The organism is Actinomyces culturomici (assembly GCF_900499005.1).
GTDB lineage: Bacteria > Actinomycetota > Actinomycetes > Actinomycetales > Actinomycetaceae > Pauljensenia > Pauljensenia culturomici.
In genome coordinates, this window is record NZ_LS991316.1 from 989075 (window position 1) to 1005176 (window position 16102).

The following is a 16102-nucleotide window of genomic DNA, read 5'->3' on the forward strand; positions in this document are numbered from 1 at the left end:
GTGTCATGACCCGGGACGCTCCCGGGCCACGGGGCCGACTCCCGGAACTCTCGTTCCTTCGGCTAGGACCCCAGGGGATGCCGTAACGGCAACCCGAACAGCCTACCGCATGGCGAGGAGCTCCCTCAGCGCCTGGAGCCGCTTCGTGATGAGCGCCTCATGACCGATCTCGGTGGGCTCGTAGTAGCGGGTGCCCTCGAGGTCGTCGGGCAGGTACTGCTGAGCGGCCACATGGTGGGGCGCGTCGTGCGCGTAGACGTACTCGGTCCCGTGCCCGAGACGCTTCGCCCCCGAGTAGTGGGCGTCGCGCAGGTGGAGGGGCACCGGCCCTCCCCTGCCCGCCCGCAGGTCGGCGAGCGCGGCGTCGATCGCGAGGTAGGCGGCGTTCGACTTCGGCGCGGTCGCGACCGCGATGACGGCCTCCGCGAGGATGATCCGCGCCTCCGGCATTCCGATCATCCCGACCGCCTGGGCAGCGGCCACCGTCGTCGCGAGGACCTCGGGCGCGGCCATGCCGACGTCCTCGGACGCCGAGATCATCACGCGCCTGGCGATGAAGCGGGGGTCCTCCCCCGCCTCCAGCATGCGCGCGAGGTAGTGGAGCGAGGCGTCGACGTCGGATCCGCGCATCGATTTGATGAACGCGGAGGCGACATCGTAGTGCTGGTCGCGATCCCAGCGGACGAGGGCGGTGTTGGCGGCCGACTCGACGTGCGCGAGGGTGATCTCCGACGATCCGGTCTCCGCGGCCGCGCCGGCCGCGGCCTCGAGAAGGGTGAGGGACTTCCGGGCGTCGGACCCCGCGAGGCGGATCAGCCCGAGGCGCGCCTCGTCCCCGAGGGCGAGGGCCCCCTTGAGTCCGCGCTCGTCGGCGACCGCCCGCTCGATGAGCCCGGAGATCGCGTCCTCGTCGAGGGGGCGGAGCGTGAGGAGGAGGGAGCGCGAGAGGAGCGGGGAGATGACGGAGAAGGAGGGGTTCTCCGTCGTCGCGGCGATGAGGGTCACCCATTGGTTCTCGACCGCCGGGAGGAGCGCGTCCTGCTGGGACTTCGAGAAGCGGTGGACCTCGTCGATGAAGAGGACGGTCGCTTCGCCGCTCGCGGACGTGCGCCTGCGCGCGGCCGCGACGACCTCGCGGATGTCCTTCACCCCCGAGGAGACGGCGGAGAGCTCCTCGAAGCGCCGACCCGCGGCCCGCGCCACGAGGTACGCGAGCGTCGTCTTCCCCGTGCCGGGAGGGCCCCAGAGGATCACCGAGGAGACGCGGGCGGCCCCCTCCTTCGCGGGCTCGAGGAGGCGTCGCAGGGGCGCGCCCTCGCCGAGGAGGTGGTCCTGGCCGACGACCTCGTCGATCGAGGAGGGGCGCATGCGAACGGCGAGCGGCGCGTCCTGCGAATAGGCGGGCACGCCGGTGGAGTCGAGGGATTCGCTCTCGAAGAGGTCCATCCTCAAGGCCTCGGGGAGCCGAGGAGATGGATGAGGACGCTGGCGCCGAGGAGGACGAGGACGCCGCCCGCTGCGACGACCGTGCCGCCGAGGGCGGCGAGGGCCTCGCCGGCGCGCACCCGGGCCGCGGTCGTCGAGTGCGCGTCGAGGATCCCGTTGGACGCGGACTTCGCGAGTGTCTGCGGGGCGAGGAGTTCGCGCGCCGGAGCGGAGAGCGTCTCGGGGGCGGGAGTCGGAAGCTCGGAGGAGCCCGAGGCCCCGGTCGACGCGCTCGAATCGGACCGCGCTCCCGCTCGCGACGACGCGGAGGATCGGTCCTCGGCCGCCTCAGGGCTCGGCGACGCGGAATCGGGGGCGCTCGCGGAGGAATCGTCGGCGGACTCGGCCGGGGCGGAGCCCGGAGTCTGCTCGCCCGCGTCGGCGGGGAGCTCGGCGACGGGCCGCGCCGCCCCGGTCGACTGGGGAACCTCGGCCGGATCGTCCGGCTCACCGGACGCGACCGGCGCGATCGTTCCGCGCCCGGGCTCGGCGCCCGACTGCGACTGCTCACCCGACTGCACCTGCTCGCCGGACTGGGTCGTATCGCCGGACTGGGGCGCCGTCAACGGGAGGAGTCCGACGTAGAAGGTCCTCGCGCACTGCGCGTCGGCGCGCGCGTCCTCGTAGTGGACGTCGATCGTGTGGACGGGCCCCGCGGTCCACGCGGCTGAGGGGGCGTTGTTCGTCCCGTTCGGGATTTCGACGCGGACGGAGAAGCCGCCCGTCGCGGCGTCCTTCGGGGCGACCGCCCAGATCGACGGGTCGAGCGAGGCTCCGTTCGCGCCTGCGAGCGCCTGCGCGCGCCGTTCGGGACCGGTCGAAGCGCCCTCGTCGAGGATCGCGTAGACGCCGCCCGACCCCCGACGGGCGGGCGAGCAGGCGGAGAGGCTCGCGGTGAAGGAGACCGCGCCCTCCTCCTTGAGCGCGGGATCGCCCTGCGCGCCGGTGCCCGACACGATCGCGTTCGACGCGGCGGCGGCTCCCGGCATCCATTCGAGAAGGGCGAGGGACGCGAGGACGAGGCCGACGAGGAGGACGACGAAGGGCGAGCGAATACGACGGGGCGGAAGAGCGCGCGGCGCGGTGCTCGACATCTCCCCTCCTCCCGGTCGATCTCGACGGAGAGTCTCCACGAGAGCTTATCAGCGCGAGTCGCCGCCCGCCGCGCCCGCGGAGGGGCGAACGACGAGCGGCGAGGGGCGGGGACGACGGGCTACTCGAAGAGGGAGGTGTCGCCCGCGCCCTTGCGCGCGACGATCCCGGCGCCCTCCGTGAAGTCGATGACGGTCGTCGCGCCGGCGAGGCCGACGGGACCGACGATGACGAGGTCGACGAGGTTGCCGATCCGGTCGTCGACCTCATGGCCGTCGATGAGGGGCTCGGTCTCCCCCGGCATGATGAGCGTCGAACAGAGGAGCGGCTCTCCGAGCGCCTCGACGATGGCCTGCGTGATGACGTGGTCGGGGATGCGGACGCCGACCGTGTGCTTCTTCTTGTTGAGCGTCATCCGCGGGACCTCCTTCGTCCCGGGGAGGATGAAGGTGTAGGGGCCGGGGGTGAGGGCCTTGATCGTCCGGAACTGCTTGTTGTCGACGAGGACGAGTTCGCCGAGCTGGGCGAAAGAGTGGCACAGAAGCGAGAAGTTGTGCTTGTCGTCGAGCTTGCGGACCTGGCGGATGACGTCCATGCCCGACTTGTTCCCGAGCGTGCACGCGATGGCGTAGCCCGAGTCCGTCGGCAGGGCGACGACCCCTCCCTCCTTCAGCACGTCGACCGTCTTCGTCACGAAGCGGACCTGAGGATTGACCGGGTGCATCTCCACGTACGACATGCCCCCATTGTGCCCTACCTCACGGATTCGCGGGCGACCTTGACGCGCGGAGGCGCCGCGGGGTTCTCCCCGCGGCGCCTCCATGCGAGCTCGTCCGACCGGACGGAGTCCGCCGGAACGGCACCGGATCAGGCCCGCGCCGGAGCGGCCTCCGACTTCTCCTCGGCCTCGCCGCGCTTCTTCGGCGCGGCGTCGACCCCGGCCTCCTTGCGCTGGTGCGCCGTGATCGGCGCGGGCGCGTCGGTGAGCGGGTCGTAGCCGCCGCCCGACTTCGGGAACGCGATGACGTCGCGGATCGAGTCGGCCTTCGTGAGGAGGGCGACGATGCGGTCCCAGCCGAACGCGATGCCGCCGTGCGGCGGGGCGCCGAACTTGAACGCGTCGAGGAGGAACCCGAACTGCTCCTGGGCCTCCTCGTCGCCGATGCCCATGACGTTGAAGACGCGGTTCTGGACGTCGCGGCGGTGGATACGGATCGAGCCGCCGCCGATCTCGTTGCCGTTGCACACGATGTCGTACGCGTAGGCGAGGGCGTTGCCCGGATCGGTGTCGAAGGTGTCGAGCCACTCGGGCTTCGGCGAGGTGAAGGCGTGGTGAACGGCCGTCCACGCGCTGTGCCCGAGCGCGACGTCGCCCTCGGCCTCGGCATCGCCGGTGGGCTTGAAGAGCGGGGCGTCGACGACCCAGGTGAAGGCCCAGGCGTCGGGGTCGATGAGGTCGCAGCGCTTGCCGATCTCGAGGCGGGCGGCGCCGAGGAGCTCGCGCGACGGAGTCGGCTTGCCGGCGGCGAAGAAGATGCAGTCGCCCGGGTTCGCGCCGGTGGCGGCCGCGAGTCCGTCGCGCTCGGCCTCGATGATGTTCTTCGCGACGGGGCCGCCGAGGGTCCCGTCCTCGCCGACGGTGACGTAGGCGAGGCCCTTGGCGCCGCGGGCCTTCGCCCATTCCTGCCACTTGTCGAAGGTACGGCGAGGCTGGGAACCGCCGCCGGGCATGACGACAGCGCCGACGTAGGGCGCCTGGAAGACGCGGAACGTCGTGTTCGCGAAGTACTCGGTGAGGTCGACGAGCTCGAGGCCGAAGCGGAGATCGGGCTTGTCGGAGCCGTACTTCTCCATCGCGTCCTTGAAGGTCATGCGCGGCAGAGGCGTCGGCAGGTCGTAGCCGATGAGCTTCCACACATTCGTCATGACGTCCTCGGCGACCGCGATGACGTCGTCCTGGTCGACGAAGCTCATCTCGATGTCGAGCTGGGTGAACTCGGGCTGGCGGTCGGCGCGGAAGTCCTCGTCGCGGTAGCAGCGCGCGATCTGGAAGTAGCGCTCCATGCCGGCGACCATGAGCATCTGCTTGAAGAGCTGGGGCGACTGCGGGAGCGCGTACCACGAGCCCGGCGAGAGACGGGCGGGGACGATGAAGTCGCGCGCGCCCTCGGGGGTCGAGCGGGTGAGCGTCGGGGTCTCGATCTCGACGAAGTCGTGGGCGTAGAGCGTGTCGCGCGCGGCGCGCGAGACCTTCGAACGGAGGCGGAGCGCGTACTGCTCGGGCTCGCGGCGAAGGTCGAGGTAGCGGTACTTGAGGCGGGTCTCCTCGCCGACGTTCCCGGAGTCCTCCGCGTGCGCCGACACCTGGAACGGGAGGGGCGCCGAGGTGTTGAGGATCTCGATGTCGTCGCCCATGACCTCGATCGCGCCGGTCGGGAGGTTCGGGTTCTCATTGCCCTCGGGACGGGCGCAGACCTCGCCGGTCACCTTGAGGACGAACTCGCTCCTCAGCTCGTGGGCGACGGACTCGTCGCGCACGACGACCTGGGCGATGCCGGAGGCGTCGCGCAGATCGACGAAGGCGACGCCTCCGTGATCTCGACGGCGGTCGACCCATCCCGTGAGGGTGACGGTCTGACCGATCGTGTCGACGCCGAGCGCGCCGATGTTGTGGGTGCGGAGCACGTGCATTCCTTTCGTCGTGCCCACCGCGAGACGGGCGGGGGCGCGCCGATTCTACGCCGCGCCCGGCGCGCGCCCGCAATCGCAATGGCGCGGGCGCGCGGGGCGTGACAGGATTCGCGAGTGAACGACGAGTCCCCCGCATCCCCGCCCTGGCGCCCCCTCGAGATCTCCCTCCTCGTCGGTTCCGTCCTCCTCATCACCCTGTCGGCGTTCGAGGGGCTCGCGACGACGACGATCATGCCGAACGTCGTCGCCGATCTCGACGCGGAGTCGTGGTTCTCGGTCGCCTCGGGCGCCGCCATGGCGGCCCAGCTCGCCGCGACCGTTGTCGCCGGCGGCCTGTCGGACTCCAGAGGGCCGAGGGCGGTCCTCCTCACGGGTCTCGGCCTCTTCACCGCGGGCCTCCTCGTCTCGGCGCTCGCCCCCTCGATCGAGGCGTTCGTCGCGGGGCGCCTCGTCCAGGGCGTCGGCGGCGGTCTCATCATCGTGCCGCTCTACGTCTTCATCGGGTCGATCGCCGACCCCGCCCACCGACCCTCGTTCTTCGCGGCGTTCTCCCTCGCCTGGGTGCTGCCGGGCCTCGTGGGCCCCGCGATCGCGGGCTTCGTCGCGGCCACGATCGGCTGGCGCCCCGTGTTCGGCGCGGTCCCGGTCTTCGCCCTCCTCGCACTGCTCCCGCTCATCGGCGTGCTCCGCAGGCTCGGCGAGGACGAGGTCCGCTCCCCCGCCCCGCTCGCCCGACTCCTCCGGCTCGCCGCGATCTGCGGGACCGGCGTGCTGCTCCTCCAGCTGTCGGGCGCCCTCGGGGGGATCGAGCTCTTCGCCCTCGCCCTCGTCGGCCTCGTCCTCACGGGGTGGGCGCTCCCGCGCCTCCTCCCCCGCGGGGCCTTCGCCCTCAGGCGCGGCGTCCCCGCGGCGATCATGACGCGCCTGCTCGCCATGGGCGCGCAGGCGGGCGCCGCCGCGCTCCTCCCCCTGCTCCTCCAGCGGGTGCATCACTGGCAGGCGGACTCGGCCTCCCTCGCGGTGACCGTGGGGACGATCTCGTGGTCGCTCGGCGCGACCCTCCAATCGCGCATCGTCGACCAGCGCTCGCGGCTGCGCCTCCCCGTCATCGGGATGGTCCTCCTATCGGTGGGCCTCGTCCCGACGGTGTTCCTCGTTCTGCCGACCTCGCCGGTGTGGCCCTCCATGGTCGGATGGTTCGTCTGCGGCGCGGGCACCGGCCTCATGCACTCGACGCTTTCCGTGCTCGCGCTGGGCCTCACCGACCGTTCGGAGCACGGGAAGGTCGCGAGCTGGCTCCAAGTCGCCGACGCCTCGGGCGCGGCGGTCGAGCTCGCGGTCGTCTCGATCGCGCTCGCCGCTTGGACGACGCTCGGACTCTCCGGCGGCCTCGTCTATCTGCCGGCCCCCGTCATCGCACTCGTCGCCGCGCTCGTGGGCACGTTCGCGGCGACGAGGATCGATCCGGACCGTCGATAGACGGCACCGAGGAGGTCGGGGTCAGCGCCCCCTGCGCCGATCGGTGAAGGAGCGGCCGCCCTTCCGGTCCTCGTAGCGGTCCTTCTTCTCGAAGCGGCGCGCGGACAGGCCGCGCGACTCGCGGCGATCGGAGCGGTCATTCCGGTCGAAGCGCTCGTTCCGCTCGAAGCGGTCGGACGAGTCGCGCCCGTCCTTCTCGACGAAGCGGCGGCGCGCCGGGCCGGGGTGCTCGCGGCGCTCGGCGTCGCGGTTCTCGTAGCGGCGCGCGTACTCGCGCTCCCCACGATCTCGGACGGGGCGATCTGAGCGATCGAAGCGCGCGGCCTCCGCGTCGCGCCGTCCCTCGGACGGTCGCTCGGATTCCGAGCGGCGCCCCGGCCCCTCGTCGACGCGGATGCGCAGCGGGCGCCCGGCGACGTAGCCGCGGCCGATGCGATCGAGCTGGTCGTGTGACAGATCGGCGGTGATGTCGACGAGCGAGAAGGTCGGGTAGATCTCGATATGCCCGATGTCGCGACCGTCGATTCCGCCCTCGCCGGCGATCGCGCCGACGATCGATCCGGGCTTCACCCGGTCCTTCTTGCCGACCTCGATCCGGTAGCGGATGCCGGGGCCGGCCTGCGGACGACCGCCCGCGCGCCTGCGCGCCCCGTCGCGCCCGCCCTTGAGCGGACGGTCCTTGTCGCGCCCGCCTTCGAAGGACGCGCCGATGAACTCGCCGGACTCGTCGACGCGCTCCTCGTCGCGGATCCGCCCCTTGGAGCGGCGATCCTTCTCGACGCGGGGCTTGGGGCCCTCGTCGCCGACGGCGTTCGCCATGAGGGCCGCGGCGATGTCGAGGACGTCCGCGCCGCCCTCCTCGGACGCCGCCTCGAGGAGGCCTTTGTAGAGCTCGAGGCGGCCCTTCTCGATGCGGGCGCCGAGGCCGTCGAGGAGCCGGCGCGCCCGGAACTCGGAGACGGCCGCGGGCGAGGGGATCTCGATCTCCTCCATCGGCGTGCCGGTGAGCTTCTCGATGCGCTTGAGACGCCCGTGCTCGCGGGGGGTGAAGAAGGTGAGCGAGCGGCCCTCGCGCCCGGCGCGGCCGGTGCGGCCGATGCGGTGGACGTAGGCCTCCGGCTCGCGGGGGACGTCGAAGTTGACGACGAGGGAGATCCGCTCGACGTCGAGGCCGCGCGCGGCGACGTCGGTCGCGACGAGGACGTCGAGGGAGCCCGAGCGCAACCTCTCGACCATGCGCTCGCGCTCGGTCTGGGCGACGTCGCCGGAGATGCCGGCGGCGCGGAAGCCGCGGGCGGACATCTCGAGGGAGACCTCCTCGACGTCGGCGCGCGTGCGGACGAAGACGATCGCGGCGTCGGCGTCCTCCTGCCCTTCGGCGATGTGCTGGGCGCGCGTCGCGAGGACGCGGGTCAGCGCGCCGATCTTGTGCTTGAAGGGAACGACCGCGTAGGTCTGGTGGATCGTGTCGACGGTCGAGGACTCCTCGGACACGGCGATCCGGACGGGCTCGGTGAGGTGGGTGTTCGCGATGCGCTCGATCGCGGGCGGCATCGTCGCGGAGAAGAGGGCGGTGAGGCGCTCGTCGGGGACGGAGGCGGTGATCGTCTCGACGTCCTCGGCGAAGCCCATGCGGAGCATCTCGTCGGCCTCGTCGAGGACGAGCATCCTCACGGCCGACAGGTCGAGGGCTCCCTTCTCGATGAGGTCGATGATGCGCCCGGGCGTTCCGACGACGACCTGCGCGCCCTTCTTCAGCGCCGAGATCTGCGGCCCGTAGGGGGATCCGCCGTAGACGGCGACGACGTCGAGTCCGCGGGTGCGCGAGGCGAAGTCCTCGATGGCCTGGGCGGACTGCATGGCGAGTTCGCGGGTCGGCGCGAGGACGAGCGCCTGGACCCCGGCCTCGTCGGCGTCGACGATCGCGAGCATGGGGAGGCCGAAGGCGGCGGTCTTGCCGGTGCCGGTCTGGGCGATGCCGACGACGTCGTGAAGCTCGAGGAGAGCGGGGATCGCCCGCTCCTGGATCGGCGTCGGGACCTCGTAGCCCATCGCGGTGACGGCCGCGAGGATCTCGTCGGGAAGGCCGAGATCGGCGAAGGAGGCGCGCTCCTCATCGTCCCCGTCCTCGTCCCCGTCGTCCTCCGGATCCTCCTCGAGGTCGTCGAGTTCGTCGTCGGAGTCCTCCGGATCGACGAGGTCGGGGCGCTCGTCCGCCGAGTCGGGGGCGTCGAGCGCCTCCGTCGGGCCGAGCCCCTCGAGCCTCTCGATCGGGGCGTTCTCGCCGTCGATCGGCGAATTCTCCGGGTTCTGATTCTCCGGGTTCTGGGCGTAGTCCTGGGTGCTTTCGGGCACGGTGATCCTCACATCGGGTCGTTGTTTCGAGGCCGGCGTCCGCCGGGCCGGGCCCATCGGGGCCTTCGGCGCGGCCCCGCTCCCACAACACTCACCGTTCCCGGTGCCCATCACAATTCGGAGGCGCGCCTCATCGCCCTTCCAGACTAGCCGCGCGCCGATTCGCGACGGGCATCCGCCCCGGTGAGATCACTCACCGGCGGGGTCGGTCCCCCGAGGCGAGTCCGAGGGCGTCGACGACGATCCGCTGCCTCTCGTCCTCGGCGAGGAGCGGCTCGACGACGCCGCGCTCGACGTCTTGCGCGAGCGACTCGTAGAGCGCCCTGTAGGCGCGGGTGCGCGCCCGCCTCGCACCGACGCCGACGAGGATCCTCGAGATCGCCCACACGAGGAGCGTGAGGAGGACGCCGCCGAGGAGCAGCCAGGTGGGGATCGGGAGCCCGCGCCAGGCGGGGGCCGGGATCGGGAGGAGCAGGTAGGTCTCGGCCGCCCAGCGCGCGGTGAGCCACGCGACGCCGACGAGGGCGCAGACCCAACCGAGCATCTGGATCGTGAAGGAGGCGCCCCACCAGGCCGGGTCGCGGCGCTCCCCGAGACGGGTGCGCGAGACGGCGTGGTCGACGAGGTCGTCGAGGGCGTTCGCCGAGCCCCTGGCGATGCGGCGCAGCTCGGCGCTCCAGGCGGCGGGTCGGCCGGCCCCGATCTCGTCGGCGACGCGGCGCAGCCCCGCTTCCGCGCGCGCGGCCGCGGCCGCGCTCATCGGCTCGACGGAGAGGACGGGCACGCCCGGGTGGTCCGAGGTCGCTCCGGACGATCCCAGGTGGCGGCGGCGCAGGGGGTCCGAGCAGAGCCCGGAGATCCACTTGACGGGAAGCCAGCCGAGGGCCGCGTTCGCGCGGTGAAGGGTCGAGTCGGCGACGTCGCGCGCGAGGTCGGCGAACCCCGCGGCGTCGGCGATCGCGTCGGTGAGCGCCCGTGAGAGACCCCGGGCGTCGAGCGGCGCGAGGGTCGTCGGGACGCCCGCGTCCTCGCGGACCCTCGCGGCGGCGGCGTCGAGCGAACCGCGCGCCTTCGCGGCCGTCGCCGCGACCGTGCGGGCCACCGCGTCGACGACGTCGCCGAGGGGGGCGATCCCCTCCCCCGTTCGCGCCGAGACCGGGAGGACGGGCACGTCCGGCGCGCCGTCCTGCGCAAGCAGCGCCCGCAGATGCCCGACGACGGCGGCACGGCCGTCCGCGTCGAGGCGATCGACCTGGTTGAGGACCATGGCCGTCGCGCGCGCGGACCTCGCGAGCGGCGCGATCCACTGTGAGTGGATGACGTCGTCGGCGTACTTCTGCGGGTCGACGACCCAGAGGACCATGTCCGCCCGGTCGGCGAGGAGGCGGGCGATCGTCCGATTCTCCTCGGAGCGCGAGTCGATATCCGGGAGATCGAGGAGCACCGCGCGCGCGGGAACGCGCGCGCCCGCGGGCAGCAGCGTGCGGCGAGAGACGCCGAGCCAGTCGAGGAGCGCCGAGGCGTCGTGCCCCTCGTGGAGGGCGGCGAGCGGCTGCGAGGTCGTCGGGCGCAGAACGTCGGCGACCGCGAGCTCCGCGCCCACCAGCGCGTTGAAGAGCGAGGACTTGCCCGATCCGGTCGCGCCGACGAGGGCGATGAGAACGGTGTCCGGATCGAGGACCGCCCGCTCCTTCGCGATCGCGAGGGCCCGCCGGGCGTCGTCGAGCACCGGCGCCGAGACCTCGTCGCCGAGGAGATCGAGCGCCCGCAAGAGGGAATCGATCCGCTCGAGGAGCGTCACCTGCTTCGCCATGAGCGCGCCGCCTCCTTCGCCGCTTCGCGCAATTCCTCGCCCGAGGCCGGCTCGGGGAGCGCCGCCCGCAGGGGGGCGACCGTCTCGTCGAGGGCCTCCTTCATCCGGTGCATGAGGTCGTCGCGCGCCGTCTTCGCCATCGTGCGGACGGCCTGCTCGCCGAAGATCGTCTCGAGGAGCTTCTGGGCGACGACCGCCGACGCGCCGGCGATGCCGACCTCGGCGCCCGTCAGCCCTCCGGTCGAGGCGAAGACCGCGATGATGAGCGCGACGGAGACGACGTTGACGCCGACTGCCGCGATCCTCGCGGTCGAGCGCTTCGACTGCCCCTCCGAGCGGACGAGGGCGAGGAGGGCGGCCTGCCACTCGCGGGTGAGGTCGAGGGCGCGCGTCTGCGCCTCCTCGGTCGAGGGCGGTGCCGCCCGGCGCGCGAGGAGTCGCGTCGACTCGGCCCTCCCCCAGTGCTCGACGACCTCGTCGCCGACTCGGAGGAGTTCGGCGAGGACGAGGGAGGCGAGGCCCGCCTCGAGGGCGTCCTCCACGGGCGCGATCGGCGCGGGGCGTCCCGTCACCCACGCCGTGAGTCGGTCCCGGATCTGGGAGACCGTCCGCGTGAGGCTGCGCGTGAAGTCGGCGGCGCCGACGACGTCCTGCCATCGGGCGAGGACCTCGCCGCGCAGGAGCGACCCGTCCGCAGTCGCGTCCCCCAGCCGTTCGAGGGCGTCCGATTCGAGGGCGTCGACGACGAGGCTCGCCCTCGAGCGCTCCGCCTCGCCCTCGTCGATCGCGTTGGCGACGAGCCCGGCCGCCTGCGCGACGTCGGCCACCGCGCCGGAAAGCGCCTGGCGGGCGACCTCCCGGCGCGACTCCGCGTCCGAGGCGAGTCCGGCGAGCCACTGCGCGAGCGGCTCGACGGCGGCGGAGGGCAGCTCCCCTTCGACGAGGCGCTGCTCCTCGATCGCGATGATCGGGGCCGCGGCGAGCCCGCGGGAGTTCATGAGGGCGCGCAGGTCCGCTTCGACGGGCTCGCGGGCCTCGGGCGGCACGCGGTTGAGGACGACGGCGAGGACGAGGCCGGAGGCGGCCGCCTCGTCGAGGAGCTCCCAGGGCACGGCGTCCGCGTAGCGCGCAGCGGTCGTCACGAAGATCCAGAGGTCCGCGGCGTCGAGGAGCTGGCGCGAGAGCGCCCGGTTCTCCGCCGAGACGGAGTCGATGTCCGGGGAGTCGATGAGGGCGAGCCCCTCGGGAAGGGACTGCGAGGCCCGCAGCTCGACCTCCTTCGTGCCGCCCGCGCCCGCCGGGGTCGGCGGGGCGTCGGGGGCGACGCGGATGCGCGCGAGACCCGGGAGGATCCTCTGGGAGTCGAACCACGGCGCGTCCGAGGCGCGATGGACGAGGAGGGGCCGGCGCGTCGTCGGGCGCACCGGCGAGGAGGAGGAGACGCGCGCCCCGACGAGGGCGTTGACGAGGGTCGACTTGCCCGCGCCCGTCGATCCGCCGATGACGGCGACGAGCGGCGCGTCGAGCGAGTCGACGCGCGGGAGGACGAAGTCGTCGAGGCGGCGCAGGGCCCGCAGGCGCGCGGACTCCCCCGCCGCCGAGGCCGCGGTCGGCAGGCCGAGGACGGCCGACTCGATCCGGCCCCTCAGCGCCTCGAGCTCCTCGCGTCCTCCCATGTCAGTCGACCGCCACGACCCGGGGCCTCAGATCCTCGGCCGGCGGCTCCCACGAGCCAGCGTCCGCCTCGACCTGCTCGCCCGAGCGGATGTCCTTCACGGTGTCGGCCTCCGCGCCCGGGAACCAGACGAAGGGGATCCCGCGCTTGTCGGCGAACTTGATCTGCTTGCCGAACTTCGCCGCCGTCGGGGCGACCTCGGTCGCGATCCCGCGCGAGCGAAGAATCGCGGCGATGTCCTCCGAGCGGGCGCGGTCGGCCTCGTCGACGACGGCGACGACGACGGCCGCCGGGACCTTGCGGGTCGCGCGGACCATCGGGAGGGAGATCATGCGCGAGACGAGGCGCGAGACGCCGATCGAGAGGCCGACGCCCGGGTAGACGCGCTTCCCGTCCTTCGCGAGGGAGTCGTAGCGGCCGCCCGAGCAGATCGAGCCGAGGTCCTCGTGCCCCTCGACGACCGATTCGTAGACCGACCCCGTGTAGTAGTCGAGGCCGCGCGCGATCTTGAGGTCCGCGATAACGGCGCCCGGCCGGCGGCGCTCGGCCTCCGCGAGGAGTGCGCACAGCTCGTCCAGTCCCGTCTCGAGGAGCTCCCCGGAGACTCCGAGGGCGCCAACGCGGGTGCGGATCTCGGCCGGATCGGCCGAACGGATCGACGCCATTTCGAGGAGGGACGCGGCCTGCTCGCCCGCGATCCCCGACTCGGCGAGCTCGGCGGCCACGCCCTCGGGACCGATCTTGTCGAGCTTGTCGAGGCCGCGGAGGGCCGCCTCGACGTCGTCGACGCCGAGCGACTCGCAGACGCCCTGGACGACCTTGCGGTTGTTGACGAGGACGTGGACGGGCGGGATGGGCAGGCCGGCGAGGGCCTCGGCCATGACGAGGGGAAGGTCGACCTCGTAATGGAAGGGGAGCTCTCCGTTGCCGACGACGTCGACATCGGCCTGCATGAACTCGCGGAAGCGCCCCTCCTGCGGACGCTCCCCGCGCCACACCTTCTGGATCTGATAGCGCTTGAAGGGGAAGTCGAGCTCGTTCGCGTTCTCGACGACGTAGCGGGCGAAGGGGACCGTGAGGTCGAAGTGGAGGCCCATGCGGCGCTCCTTCGAGGAGCGGCGGCCCTCGCCCTCCTCCTTCATCGCCTGGAGGCGGTCGAGGACGTAGACCTCCTTCGAGGTCTCCCCCTTCGCCTCGAGCTGCTCGAGCGTCTCGACGGCGCGCGTCTCGATCCCGGAGAATCCGTGAAGCTCAAAGGTCTCGCGGATGCGGTCGAGAACGTACTGCTCGATGATGCGGCCCTCGGGGAGCCATTCGGGGAATCCGGAAAGAGATGCGCGTGCCATGGACGCATTGTTCCACGACACGCGCATCGGCGGCGATTCCGGGCCTCAGCCGAGGCGCATCGCCCTCGCGAGGTAGGGGTTCGACGCGAGCTCGCGCTCAAGGGTCGTCATCGGGCCGTGGCCGGGCACGAGGAGCGTCGCCGGATCGAGGGCGTTGCCGAGCGTGCGCAGCGAGTGCCGCATCTGCGTCTCGTCGCCGCCCGGAAGGTCCGTGCGCCCGACCGAGCCCGCGAAGATCACATCGCCCGACAGGGCCCACGGCACCGGGGTCTCGGAGGAGTAGAGGACCTCGCCCTCGGCGACCGCCTCAACGTCGCAGTGCCCGAGGAAGACCGCCGAGCCCTCGGTGTGCCCCGGGGCGGGAACCATCTTCATCCGCAGCCCGTCGACGAGCTCGACCGATCCGGCGGGGAAGTCCCGCAGATCCGCGGGGTTCCTCCACGGGCCGACCTCAAGGGGCGGGGGCATGAGGATGTGGGCGAGCGGATCGTCCATCCGGTAACGGTCGGGGCCGGGGATCCACACGGGAGCCGGTGCCTCCCCCGCCCAGGACGCCACTTCGGCGCAGTCCCACACGTGGTCGGGATGGCCGTGGGTCGCGAGGACGGCGCCCACGCCGACGCCCTCGGCGTCGAGGACCGCGCGGATCGCCGCGAGGATCCCCACCGAGGGATCGACGACGAGGGCGGAGGCGGACCCCTGCGGGACGAGGACGACGCAGTTCGCCGCGTAGTAGGGAGAGGGGAGGACGTGGAGCCTCATGTCACTCCATCGACGAGCGGATCTGCTCGAACCAGGTCCGCTTCGTCTCGAGGGCGTCGGCGAGCGAGCGGGCCTTCACGGCGTCGCCCCGCTTCTCCGCCTCGGCGAGGTCGGCCTCGAGGCCCTCGATCTGGGACTCGAGCTGGCCGAGCATCCCCTGGGCGCGGGCGCGCGTCTCGGGGTTCGTGCGGCGCCACTCCTTCTCCTCGGCGTCGCGGATCGCCTGCTCGACGGCGCGCAGGCGCCCGTCGATGCGGTGGAGGTCGGCGGAGGGGACGCGGCCGATCTCGTCCCAGCGGTCCTGAACGGAGCGCAGGGCGGTTTTCGCGGCCTCGAGGTCTCCGATCGGAAGGATCTTCTCGGCCTCGGCGACGAGCGCCTCCTTCGCGACGAGGTTCTCGCGGTACTCGGAGTCGGTCGCCTCATCCTTCGCACGGCGGGCGTCGAAGAAGACCTGCTGCGCGGCGCGGAAGCGCGCCCAGAGGGCGTCGTCCTCCTTGCGCGAGGCGCGCGGCGCGGCCTTCCACCGGTTCATGAGCTCGCGGTAGGCGCCGGAGGTCGCGCCCCAGTCGGTCGAGGTCTGGAGGGCCTCGGCCTCGGCGATGAGGGCCTCCTTCACGCGCTTCGCGTCGGACTGCGCCTGATCGAGGGCGGAGAAGTACTGGCGGCGATGGCGGTCGAACTGGGTGCGGGCGCTCGAGAAGCGCTTCCACAGCTCGTCCTCCGTCGTCTTGTCGAGGCGCGGGCCCTTGCGCTGGAGGGTCTTCCACTCCTCGAGGAGGTCGCGCAGCGCCTGGCCGGAGTTCTTCCAGTGCGTGCGCTCGGGCGCCTGGGCGACGATCTCCTCGGCGGCCTCGACGACGCGCGTGCGCGCGGCGAGGGCCTCCTCGCGGGCCGCCTTGCGCTCCGCCTTCGCCTGCTCCTTGCGCTCGGCGGCGCGCTCCTTCACGGCCTCGACCCGGGTCCGCAGGGCGGGGAGGTCGCCGATCGCCGAGGGCGCCTCGACGGCCTCGACGAGGGTCGCGAGGGTCGTGTCGATGTCCTTCGGGGAGAGCGTCGCAAGGCGATCCTCGAAGAGCCTGATCGTCGCCTCGAGGTCGGCGTAGCGGCGCTCGTAGAGGGCGAAGGGCTCCTCGGGAACGCCCTCGGGGTAACCGCCGATCTCGCGCTTGACGTCGCCGTCGAGGACGTAGACGGTGCCGGACTCGTCGATCCGTCCGAACTCGTGGACGAGGGCGACGCCGCTCGAGGTCGGCGCCTGGGGCTCGCTCGCGGGAGCGTCGGCGGACTCGGGAACGGGGGTGCTGGCCTGCGATTCGGGCGTCGTGGTCACGGTATTCCTTTACGGGGACGAGGGTGCGGGGCACCCGTGCATGGAAGAGGCTCCACGCTCAGTGGCGCTCG

At 72.5% G+C, this 16102-nt stretch carries 11 protein-coding genes; 1 reads left to right on the plus strand and 10 read right to left on the minus strand.

The window, feature by feature from the left end; all coding sequences use genetic code 11:
* Positions 1-102: 102 nt before the first annotated feature.
* The 4 genes from DY157_RS04265 to aspS all read right to left on the minus strand — a co-directional run bounded on the left by DY157_RS04265 (position 103) and on the right by aspS (position 5262).
* Positions 103-1446, minus strand: a complete 1344-nt coding sequence (locus tag DY157_RS04265) for a replication-associated recombination protein A (protein WP_115727377.1) — start codon at positions 1444-1446, stop codon at positions 103-105.
* Between the two features lie 2 nt (positions 1447-1448).
* The gene (locus DY157_RS04270) at positions 1449-2579 is read right to left on the minus strand and encodes a hypothetical protein (RefSeq protein WP_115727378.1); all 1131 of its coding nucleotides are present in this window, start codon (positions 2577-2579) and stop codon (positions 1449-1451) included.
* Positions 2580-2698: 119 nt separating this feature from the next.
* Positions 2699-3316: an L-threonylcarbamoyladenylate synthase gene (locus DY157_RS04275; RefSeq protein ID WP_115727379.1), complete on the minus strand. Its 618-nt coding sequence runs from the start codon at positions 3314-3316 to the stop codon at positions 2699-2701.
* A gap of 128 nt (positions 3317-3444) precedes the next feature.
* Complete coding sequence (aspS, locus tag DY157_RS04280) at positions 3445-5262, minus strand: aspartate--tRNA ligase (protein ID WP_115727380.1); 1818 nt, start codon at positions 5260-5262, stop codon at positions 3445-3447.
* 120 nt (positions 5263-5382) lie between these two features.
* On the opposite strand from aspS, the gene DY157_RS04285 reads away from it, so the two are divergent.
* Positions 5383-6747 (plus strand): MFS transporter, encoded by a 1365-nt coding sequence (locus DY157_RS04285; RefSeq protein WP_115727381.1) that lies wholly within the window; start codon positions 5383-5385, stop codon positions 6745-6747.
* 21 nt (positions 6748-6768) lie between these two features.
* Here the strand turns inward: DY157_RS04285 and DY157_RS04290 are convergent, their stop codons facing one another.
* The 6 genes from DY157_RS04290 to DY157_RS04315 form a co-directional block, all read right to left on the minus strand.
* Entirely contained in the window at positions 6769-9018 is a 2250-nt protein-coding gene (locus DY157_RS04290; protein ID WP_115727926.1) for a DEAD/DEAH box helicase, read from the minus strand.
* 277 nt (positions 9019-9295) lie between these two features.
* Positions 9296-10915 carry a GTPase gene (locus tag DY157_RS04295; protein WP_160159449.1) on the minus strand — a complete coding sequence of 540 codons (1620 nt, stop codon included), beginning with the start codon at positions 10913-10915 and terminating at the stop codon, positions 9296-9298.
* A complete protein-coding gene (locus DY157_RS04300; protein ID WP_115727383.1) occupies positions 10900-12591 on the minus strand; it encodes a dynamin family protein in 1692 nt (563 codons plus the stop codon). The genes DY157_RS04295 and DY157_RS04300 overlap by 16 nt, the downstream gene beginning before the upstream one ends.
* A gap of 1 nt (position 12592) precedes the next feature.
* A complete protein-coding gene (hisS, locus tag DY157_RS04305; protein WP_115727384.1) occupies positions 12593-13936 on the minus strand; it encodes a histidine--tRNA ligase in 1344 nt (447 codons plus the stop codon).
* A 45-nt stretch (positions 13937-13981) separates the two neighbouring features.
* Positions 13982-14698, minus strand: coding sequence for an MBL fold metallo-hydrolase (locus DY157_RS04310; protein ID WP_115727385.1), 717 nt, complete (start codon positions 14696-14698; stop codon positions 13982-13984).
* 1 nt (position 14699) lies between these two features.
* Complete coding sequence (locus tag DY157_RS04315) at positions 14700-16031, minus strand: DUF349 domain-containing protein (RefSeq protein ID WP_115727386.1); 1332 nt, start codon at positions 16029-16031, stop codon at positions 14700-14702.
* Positions 16032-16102 lie beyond the last annotated feature (71 nt).